This is a genomic window from Candidatus Avelusimicrobium stercoris (genome assembly GCF_002437085.1).
Taxonomy (GTDB): Bacteria; Elusimicrobiota; Elusimicrobia; order Elusimicrobiales; family Elusimicrobiaceae; genus Avelusimicrobium; species Avelusimicrobium stercoris.
This window is the reverse complement of sequence record NZ_DJOA01000010.1, coordinates 1-5,948: the sequence shown is the minus strand read 5'-3', so window position 1 is coordinate 5,948 and position 5,948 is coordinate 1. Positions and strand designations below refer to the sequence as shown.

Annotated in this window: 4 protein-coding genes, 2 tRNA genes and 1 pseudogene; 1 reads left to right on the top strand and 6 read right to left on the bottom strand. The window is 48.8% G+C overall.

What is annotated here, in order from left to right; genetic code table 11:
- Window positions 1–57 precede the first annotated feature (57 nt).
- From tnpA to B2118_RS01770, 5 genes and pseudogenes are all read right to left on the bottom strand, one after another.
- Window positions 58–398: pseudogene (gene tnpA, locus B2118_RS01790) on the bottom strand (IS200/IS605 family transposase).
- A gap of 127 nt (window positions 399–525) precedes the next feature.
- Complete coding sequence (locus B2118_RS01785) at window positions 526–1,332, bottom strand: hypothetical protein (protein WP_428052818.1); 807 nt, start codon at window positions 1,330–1,332, stop codon at window positions 526–528.
- A gap of 384 nt (window positions 1,333–1,716) precedes the next feature.
- On the bottom strand, window positions 1,717–3,006 hold the full coding sequence (gene tig, locus B2118_RS01780; RefSeq protein ID WP_428052816.1) for a trigger factor: 1,290 nt from the start codon (window positions 3,004–3,006) through the stop codon (window positions 1,717–1,719).
- Between the two features lie 37 nt (window positions 3,007–3,043).
- Window positions 3,044–3,125: transfer RNA gene (locus B2118_RS01775), tRNA-Leu, on the bottom strand.
- A gap of 38 nt (window positions 3,126–3,163) precedes the next feature.
- Window positions 3,164–3,236: transfer RNA gene (locus tag B2118_RS01770), tRNA-Lys, on the bottom strand.
- A 203-nt stretch (window positions 3,237–3,439) separates the two neighbouring features.
- On the opposite strand from B2118_RS01770, the gene B2118_RS01765 reads away from it, so the two are divergent.
- Window positions 3,440–5,281: a DUF885 family protein gene (locus B2118_RS01765; protein ID WP_428052814.1), complete on the top strand. Its 1,842-nt coding sequence runs from the start codon at window positions 3,440–3,442 to the stop codon at window positions 5,279–5,281.
- Between the two features lie 46 nt (window positions 5,282–5,327).
- Here the strand turns inward: B2118_RS01765 and B2118_RS01760 are convergent.
- Window positions 5,328–5,948 (bottom strand): type IV pilin protein (locus B2118_RS01760; protein WP_428052812.1); only part of this gene is annotated, 621 nt, incomplete at its 5' end.

The following is a 5,948-nucleotide window of genomic DNA, read 5'->3' as shown; positions in this document are numbered from 1 at the left end:
CCTGCCCCTCCTTACTAGCCACGCGTGTAACGCGTCTCAACTGCCTGTCGCTCGCGTTCACTTTCGCTTATTCCCTTCCCACGGACTCTTATCAAATGGCAGTTGCGCGCCTAATTTATCCTCTCGTAATTGGTTTTTGATATATTCCGCTATCTTTACTTTATTCTTCCCTACCGTTTATATATCCCTACGCTGTATTTCGGAGGCATTGATAATAACATATGGATATAGTCCGGGCATACTTCCGCCTCTACTATCTCTACCCCTTTCCATTCGCATAATTTGCATAGTATTTTCCCTATCTCCTAAAACACTTGGCGACGACATTTTGGGGCAAATACGATATGATACTTGCAGTTCCACGTTGTATGTGATAACTTATTTAAGTCATTGGGCATAACAAAAGGAGTTTTTTTGTCCGGGGGAACGGTAGAACCTTACTGAACCACCGGCCTAGCCGGTGGTTTTCTAGGCACAAGAAACCCCGGGCGTGAGCCCGGGGAGTTTCATATGGAGAAAACTTCCTTACCAACCGTTCTTCTCCCGCGTGCAAGTATACATCCCCCATACAGCCGTCCCGCCCGAACATTCATCTATTTGACAGGACTTACCCAATGTATCAGCATTACATTCATAATTACAAGTTCCTCTATCATATTCTACTTGACAACCGGATTCTTCATCCCCAGCGCTTGTATCTCCGTCCCACCAATATGTCCAGCACACCGTATCGGTTTGAGGAGCGGATGGACAGCACTCTTTTTTATGGCTCGCCTTGTAAGTAGCATCACTACAAGTTTGAACCGGCTGCATTTCCGCCTCGCCACAGACCAAATACACCTCTTCTTTATTTTTGAGTTTTAATTTCTGCCAACTCATCGTTTCCCCGCTGCAAGCCGGGAATTTGTAGCCAAACAAATTAAGTTCGCTCAAATACATATTGTCCGCCTGCATTGTATAACCCTGCTTGTAGTTGGCTACGCGCAGGTTAGTATTAAAATCAAAATCCGCCACGCCGTTGCCACTGCCGATAAGCACCGTATCCCCGTCAATCGCGGGAGCGTCGTTTAAATCCAGTTTGCCCCCGGCAATGTTGAGTGCGGTGTTTACCCGCAAGGATTTGCCCGTGCTAAACCCCTCGTCCGCCGTACAGCCCAAGTTCATTTGGCAGGCACTCGTCAGGCCGATATCCATTTGCTTAGTTACATCTACCTGGCTGTATGCGACATAAGGCACAGGGAAATAGGTTACCATCGTCATTTTGTTTGCACTATCGGCAAAAGCGGCCAAAGGCGCCAACAAAAGGGTAAATAAAAATAAGGTTTTCTTCATAAAATACTCCCATTAAAAACAGAGATACACTTATATTATAATTTATTTTTTACTAAAAACAAGAGGAAAAACAACAGAGCCCCGCGCTAGCGGACTTTCTAGGATGACCTTATTTCTTTTAGTTGTCATTCCCGAGTGTCGTAGTCGGGAATCTGTCGTTATTTAAAAAAGAAAACAACAACAGCAGATCCTGGACTACAACTTTCCAGGATGACGACAACAACAATGCAAAAGACTAACTACCCAAGTGATAGGTTCTGAAAACACTGCGGGTAACCAAATGCTTCGGGGATGCCTGAAACAGCACGCACCCCAAAAAACACCGCCCCGCCGGGAATAAAATCCAAGCGGGGCAGTAGTTTCAATTTGCAGTTTTTAGCAAAATTATTTATATTTCGCTTCGGCTTTCAAGAAATCAAATACTTTGCGTTCGGAAAGCGTAGCCAAAATGTGGGCTTTGCGTTCGTCAAAGAAAGATTTAATTTTCTTTTCGTCGGCCTTATTTTGCGTGTTGGAAGCAAGGCTCTTGTCCAATTCGGCTTTCCAGTCGGCCTCGGTGGCTTCCAAGTTTTCCTTTTTGGCAATGGCGTGCACGATGTAGCCAATGCGCAAGTCCTTTTCCACGCTGGGGCGGATGCGTTCTTCAAACGCTTTGCGCTGTTCAGCGTTTAATTGTTCGGGCTTCATTTGCGTCATACTGCGCACAAAGTTGTTGAGGGAAGATTCCGTATATTCTTCCACCAAGCTTTGCGGCAAGGCAAAATCGTTGGCTTTCACCAAGTGGTTTTCAATTTGGGCAATTTCGTCGCGGCGGGCGTTTTGTTTGGCTTCTTCGTCCAGGCTTTCCTTTACTTTGGCCTTCAAAGCGTCCAAGGTGTCAAAGCCCATATCTTTGGCGAAACTATCGTCCAACGCGGGCACGAGTTTATTTTTAATATCGTCCACAACCACGTGGAAGGAAAGCATATCCTTGCCGTCTTTGGACTCAAAATCTTTTTCGTCGCCTTTTTTGAGGCCCTTAATGGCTTCGGCCAAGCCGGGCATCGTTTGCGGGGCGGCCATATCCACCAGTTCGCTGTCGGCGCTCAATTTGTAATCGTCTTTGCCGTTGCGCTGGCCTTTGTAATGCACAACCGCATAGCATTTATCGTCAATGACGGCGCCGTCTTTGGCGCTTTCCAAGCGGGCGTTGGCATCCTGCACGCGGGCGAGGTTTTCGTTTACGTCAGCGTCCGTGGCGGTTTCGGGCTTTTTGGCAATTTCAATACCTTTATAATCTTTTACGTCAAATTCCGGGGCGACATCTACCGCAATTTCAAACGGGAAGGCTTTGCCTTCGTTGAAATTGGCAAAATCGGCCTTGGTGAGGGTAGGAACGGCCACCGCATCCAACTTGGCGTCGGCAATAGCGGCGTTGATAGCGGCTTTAACGGTCAAGTCCAAGGCGCGTTCTTTAATATGTCCGGCAAAATTTTGTTTAACGAGGTCAAGCGGCACTCTACCGGCGCGGAAACCTTGCATTTGCGCGCGGGATTGTACCTGCACGGCAGCGTTTTGAAAGCATTTAGTTACCAGTTCGGGGGCGGCTTCCACGGACAACGTAACGCGGCAGCCTTCTTTGCCTAATTGTTTGGTTTTTACTTCCCCGGCCTGGGCAGTTTTGAAGATGGACATCGTACTCACTCCTGTTGTATCGGCATAGCCGAAAATCTGGACGGAGAGGGACTTGAACCCTCACGGATTGCTCCATACGCTCCTAAGGCGTACGCGTCTACCGGTTCCGCCACCCGTCCTATATTTTTTCACTTCTTTTATGTTTGAAAATCCAAAGTGGGCCATGTGAGGCTCGAACTCACGACCTTACGCTTAAGAGGCGTCTGCTCTACCAACTGAGCTAATGGCCCGGAAAGGGTTATAACTAGATTATAGCAAAAACGGCCTTGCGGGTAAACCTTTATTAAATGTACGGCCGTTTGAAGATAATTTATTGTAACAAATTTCACCGCGTTTAGCAAACCTTTTTAAATTGACAAAGCGCGCCCGCAAAAAATACAATATCTTTGTCCGCTCCCCGGGAGCGTTTTACCTTACTCGCAAACAGGAATCTATGAAAAAAAACATATTTTTTGCTGTATTGGGCTGCGCCTGCGGGCTTTTTGCTTTTTCCGCCGCCAACGCCCAAACGGGCTTTGACTTTGGAAATATTGATTTCCTTTTAACAGACAACGCCCTAGACGATGCGGCCAACCGCTACGCCTCCGTTACGCTCACGTCCGAACCCGAACGCGCCGGGCGGTTAGGCTACACCTCGGCCAACGCCAAATTGAACGACCGCTCCCCCCGCGCCCAAGCCGCCCAACTGGCCGCCTTGCGTGCGGTGCGCAATACCTTGGACGAACTTTCCGCCAAGCAGTTATCCCCCTCCAAACGGGCCGATTTTACCCTTTTAAAACAGGCAATGGACGACGATATTTTCGCCTTGCAACAACACCGCGCCCAGAGCGATCCGCTGTATTACGCCGATGCGTTAGATGCGGTGTACGACGTGGTCTTAAAACCCGCTTCCTCCCCCCGCCGCCAACGCGCCGATTTAACCGCGAGACTAAACGATTTAAAAAATGTGGCGGACCAAGCGGAAAAAAATTTGGTAAACCCCTCCGCTTTTTTGGCGCGCCTGGCTATGGAAAAAACATATTACGCGTATATTTCCTTTGACGAACTGGTAGATATTTTAGTGCAGGACGCCGAGGACGACATCGCCGCCGCGCAAATCAAAAACCAAGCGAACGAAGCCAAACGCTCCATTAAAAAAATGTTTGATTTATTTAAGGAACAATCGCAGCAGGAATCGGCCGCCGATTTCCGTTTAGGCAAAGAAACATACGCCGAAATTTTAAAAAACCGCTACCAAACGACGGAGCCCTTGGCTAAACTGGAAAAGCGTTTTGCGCAAGGTTTTTTGGCTTCGCAAAAGCAACTGGCCAAGGCCTTGGAGCCCTTTGCGCAGGGCGTAACGGCGGACGAAGCCGAAGTAACGGTGATTGACGGGTTAAACATAGAGGAACAAAAACAAGAACCCGTCAAAAAAGAAAAAAAGGCGAAAAAAGGTAAATTTGTTCCGCCGACCGCGCAGGATTTTTACACGGTAGCCAAACGCATTGCCCAAGCGCCCGAGGAAACCGATTTGCCCGCCTTGCTCACGCAAGAAGCCAACCAGTTATCGGCGCTGTTGACGGATAACGGCGTTCTGCCCGCGGGTCAGGTATCGTTTGCGGTCAAGCCGCTTCCGCAATATTATGCCTATACGCAGGCCAATTTGTTCTTGCCCCCCTTCGGCAACAACGGCCGGAGCGACTTTTTCATTAGGCTTCCCTTCGGTAACCGCCGCGCAAAAGCCGAGCAACTCGTGCGTGATTACAACACGCCGACGCGCAAACTTTTAACCGCGCAGGAATTGGTACCGGGCCGCTTTTATCAAACCGCCAAAACGGCGGGATTATCCTCCACTCGCCGCTTTTATCCGGCGCAAAGTATGGCGGACGGCTGGAACGAATACGCGCTCAAACTGGCAAGTGAAGCCGGGTATATTGTAACCGACGACGAACTGCTGTTTTTAGCGTGGCACAATTACCGCCGGGCCGCCGCGGCCTTGGTGGATATGCGCCTGCAAAGCCGTCAGTATTCTTATAATGACGCAATGGACTTTTTAGTCGGCGAAAACGGATTTACCCAAGAGGACGCAGAAGCCCTTATTAAGGAGTCTGCGTTGAACCCCGGCAAAGCCGTGGGATACGCGGCGGGATTGGATGCGCTGGAAGGTGCGCGCGCCAAATATGCCAAGAAACTGGGCAAAAAGTTCTCGCTGGCGGACTTCCACAATAAGGTATTAAAAATCGGCAATGTATCGCCCGACGAACTAGCCGAAGAGTTGGAAAGACTTTACAAATAAAACGCAGAGAAAAAATCCCCGGGGCTTTATATTGCTCCGGGGATTTTTATTGCACAAGCACACTAAACCAATTTGGTTCACTGGGCGAAGCATCCGCTTCCCCCCAATGTTGGCAAAACTCTATTCCCTGAGTCTTTTTACGGCTGGCAATACAATAAATACTTCCCGGCTGATAAGGCGAAAGCGTGGAGCGGGTAAAAAGCCCATATTCAAAGGGCCCGTTTTGACGCCACATTTCCAATTTTCCCTCTGCAGCCAAATATCCATAAACACACCTGAAATATTTAGGGCACTCCGTTAGCCCAATATCCAAAACATCCGGGCTCGCTGGAAAGCGGTTATGCGCCATATAATAACGGTCCACAGAATCCCTAAATGCCTTACTATATGCCAATGCCGCGCCCACCCGGCTGACCTCTACGGCACGCTGGTAATCCGGCAACGCCATTGCCGCCAAAATACCAATAATGAGTACAACTACCAATAGTTCAATAAGGGTAAAACCTGACGGTGCAATTTGGACAGTATTCGCCGTGCGGCCTCCTGTTGTTTTGCCGTCATCCCGTAATGTTTCTATACGGGATCTGTCGTTGTAGTTGTCATCCCGGGCGTGGACCCGGGATCCAGTCTGTTTATTAGATAAACTCCTTATTTTATTTCTGGATTC

Bases quoted from the DNA above. Each gene is read 5' to 3' on its own strand.
- B2118_RS01785 (WP_428052818.1), bottom strand. From the start codon at position 1,332: ATGAAGAAAACCTTATTTTTATTTACCCTTTTGTTGGCGCCTTTGGCC.
- tig (WP_428052816.1), bottom strand. From the start codon at position 3,006: ATGTCCATCTTCAAAACTGCCCAGGCCGGGGAAGTAAAAACCAAACAA.
- B2118_RS01765 (WP_428052814.1), top strand. From the start codon at position 3,440: ATGAAAAAAAACATATTTTTTGCTGTATTGGGCTGCGCCTGCGGGCTT.